This window comes from Dokdonella sp. (genome assembly GCF_036518555.1).
Taxonomy (GTDB): Bacteria; Pseudomonadota; Gammaproteobacteria; order Xanthomonadales; family Rhodanobacteraceae; genus Dokdonella_A.
Map to the genome: position 1 here is coordinate 1 of NZ_DATDMY010000090.1, position 3,373 is coordinate 3,373.

Genomic DNA, 3,373 nt, shown 5'->3' on the forward strand with positions numbered 1-3,373 from the left:
GGGACGCGGCGTCGAGGGTGCGCGCGCGCATCCGCCACGACCTGTCCGGCGTCGCCGGCGGTACTACGTTCCGTGGCCGGACATCGGCCGCTGCACCGCACGATAGAGCATTTCGGCGCGCGGCGGGAGCGGTGCCCCTCGCGCACGCGAGGCGCGCGCGAACCGGATCGCGCCCGTGCCGGTGCGGGGCGACGCGCTGCGCAGGACGAGTTCGCGACGACGCACGACGCCCGAAGCGGAGCGACGCGTCGTCGACGCCAACGCTCCGACAGCGCCCGTCCCGCGCGCATCGACCTGCTTCGACGACGTGCTTCGCCCGGCGGAACAGGTGCCGGTCACTGCGGCTGGCCGGCAGGACGTCCGCTCGACCACGCGGGTGGACGTCGGCGGTCCCATTGCCGCGCGCCTCACATGGTTACCGGTGAGGGGCGCCGCTCACTGCGTGCAGCCGCTCCACCAGCACGGGTTCGCATCGATGAAGCCGAGCAAGGCCTGCTGCTTCGGCGTGTCCTGCTCGTCGAGGTACTCGACGGCGCCCCAACTGCCGAACTTGCCGTAGCCGCTCGACGCGGTGAAGTTCATGAACAGTTCGCCGCCGCCTGCGCGCCAGTCGGCGAGGTGCTGCGAATAGGCGGCGCCCATGCGCGCGTCGCGGTTCGCGCTCGTGAACAGTGCGGTGATCGCGTCGTTGTTCTCGACACCGAGGATGCCGACGAGGTGCTGGCCACCTTCGTAGCTGACGAGGTGCAGGCCGCGCGCGGTCGCGGCCTCTCGATGCGCGGCGATCCAGTCGCGCACGTCGGCGAGCGCGCCGCCGGCGGGGCCGCCCGCGATCTGGCCGCCGCTTTCGATCTCCGCGAACAAGGTTGCGAGCGACCAGCCCTGCACGGTCGCCGCGGTGCCGGGGCCGTCGAGGTAGCCGCCGAAATACGGCGCGATCGCGACCGCGTCGATACCGTGCGCGCGGCAAGGCGCGCCCGCGCTCCACAGCGGGCAGTCGGCCGACTGCTCCTGCGTGTAGGCGTTCGCGGCCTGCGCGCCGAGGACACAGGTCACGCGCGAGGCGTCACTGCCCCATGCCGCCTTCCAGAGGTCGCACATCTGCGCGGTGCGTTCGCCGTGCCAGTTGAGGCGTCGGTCGAAGCCGGAGCCGACGTCGCCGTACTCGGCCGTGCCCATCGCCTCGACGTAGGCGCCCTGGCCGAACTGGCCGTTCCACACCTCGTTCGAATACTCGACGTACACGCGCAGGTCGCGCCGCAACAGCGCCTTCACGCGCGCCGCGAACTGCGTGATGTAGTCGTCCGTCGCCCGGTGCGGCATGTTGAACCACGGCTGCGCGTCGCTGCGGTTGGCGAGCTCGACCATGAGCTCGAGCGGCACGCCGCGCTCGGTCCAGCGCACGTCGTCGAGTCTCGGCCGATCGGCGAACTCCTGCTGCGAGGAGTTGTTCGTCTGCATCCAATCCATGAAGCGCAGCACCTTGTCGCGGCGGATCAGCGCGAGGAAGTCGGGATGGAACAACTGCGACGGGCCGGAATGCTCGTCGTAGCCGGGCATCCAGACGTGGATGTCGCGCGGCGGATCGGCTGCGTCGATCGCGTCGAAGCGCATCATCCAGCCGCCCGACGCTGCGTCGACGTCGAGCACGTCGCGACCCGGCGTCGACAACGCGTCGTTCCTGTGCGCGGCGAAGTGGTAGCTGATCGTGCCTTGCCCCTGGTACGTGACGACGTAGCGACCGCCCGGATAGTGGCCGGCGAAATCGCCGAAGAAGAACAGCGTTGCGACGGCGTTGTAGGCGGTCGCATCGCATCCCGGCCGTGTCGTCACCGGCGCGAGCGTGCGCAGGTAGCCATTGGCGTCGAGGTCGAGGCAGGCTTGCTCGCCGGTGTCGAACACGCCCGCGCCGGTCGTGTCCTGGGTGATCCACGCGCGCGACTGCTTCATCGCATCGACGAAGGTGTAGCTCGTCGAATAGTCGACGACACCGTCGAGATTCGCGCCGAGCGGCGAGTCGAAGTTGGCCGGGTGCTCGAAGCCGTTGCGGAACACGGTGTCGAATGCGCGTGCATCCTGCGCGCACGCGACCGCCGCCAACATCGCCAGCGCGATGTGCGCACACCTTCCCCGCCCGCATGCAGCCATCGCGTCCCTTCCTCGATCGGATCGTGCGGCGATCCTAACCGCGCGCCGGGTTGGCGGACTGTGAGCAAGCGCCGCATTGCCGCGGCGAGCATCCAAGGCTCCGCTTCGCGCGCGTAAAGGGTGCGCGGGGCGAGGCAGCGGGCGTGTTTCGTGCGCGGGGGTGCGCTCCGAATTCCCTCACCCGCCGCGCTGCGCGCGTCGGCCTCACCCGCGAGCGGGAGAGGCGACAGCCGAGATCGGATCGTCGCGCTACTTCGCGGGCGGCGACGGCTTCGTCGCGGGCACGGCCACGTCCGACGTGGGCAGCGTGACCTTCGGCGCGGGCACGAACGGCGCGATGCCGAACTTCGGATACGCCTCGGCCGGGTAGTAGAACGTGCCGTCCTTGACCACCATCGCGATCGTCTTGATCGCCTTGAGGTCCTTCGTCGGATCGCCGGGCACGAGGAAGAAGTCCGCGTGCTTGCCCTTCTCGATCGAGCCCATGCGCTGGTCGAGGCCGAGGTACTTCGCGCTGTCGTAGGTCGCGCGCGTGAGGATCTCCGGCGCGGTCATGCCCGCCTTCCGGTACAGCTCGAGCTCGCGGTGGTAGGTGAAAGAACCACCGGTATCGGTGCCGAACACGATGAACACGCCGCGCTCGTGCAGGCGGCGCACGACGTCGACGAGCTTGTCGAATGCGCCACGGTACGCTTCGTCGTCGCCCGGGGCGGACGTATCGGCGAGCTGCTTCATCGCGTCGCGGCGCGCGCCGACCGGCAGGTGGTCGAGGTAGTCGACCGCACCCGGCGGCGTCTGGCCGTCGCGGTTGAGCAGCAGCATTTCGTGGATGCCGAGCGTCGGATCGATCGCCTTCTTGCCCTGCACCATGAGGTCGATCGTGTGCTGCACCTTCGGACTGTCGAGGTCGAGCGCGGGCAGGCGCTTGAGCGCGGTCAGGCGGAACAGCGTGCGGGTATCTTCGCCGGGGCCGATGACCCAGCCGAGCGCGAACTGGTTGATGTGCGTCATCTCGTCGTAGCCGGCCTCGATCATCTGGTCGGCGGTCGCAAACGCGGGCACGTGGCCGGCGACGCGCATGCCCAGGCGATGCGCTTCGGCGACGATCGCGGGCACCCAGGCCGGGTTCATGCTGTTGTAGACCTTGATCTGCCAGTAGCCGCGCGCGCCGTACCAGCGCACGGCGTCGATCGCCTTGTCCTGGCTGTCGACGACGAAGCCGTTG

The 3,373-nt window shown here is 69.6% G+C and carries 2 protein-coding genes; both read right to left on the bottom strand.

Annotated elements, in window-relative coordinates:
• Nucleotides 1-435 precede the first annotated feature (435 nt).
• Nucleotides 436-2,103, bottom strand: a complete 1,668-nt coding sequence (locus VI238_RS05500; RefSeq protein WP_331649284.1) for a hypothetical protein — start codon at nt 2,101-2,103, stop codon at nt 436-438.
• Nucleotides 2,104-2,397: 294 nt separating this feature from the next.
• A partial coding sequence (locus tag VI238_RS05505) for an amidohydrolase family protein (protein ID WP_331649286.1) occupies nt 2,398-3,373 on the bottom strand: 976 nt, incomplete at its 5' end.

Coding starts and splice junctions, on each gene's coding strand:
- VI238_RS05500 (WP_331649284.1), bottom strand. CDS start 2,103: ATGTTGGCGGCGGTCGCGTGCGCGCAGGATGCACGCGCATTCGACACC.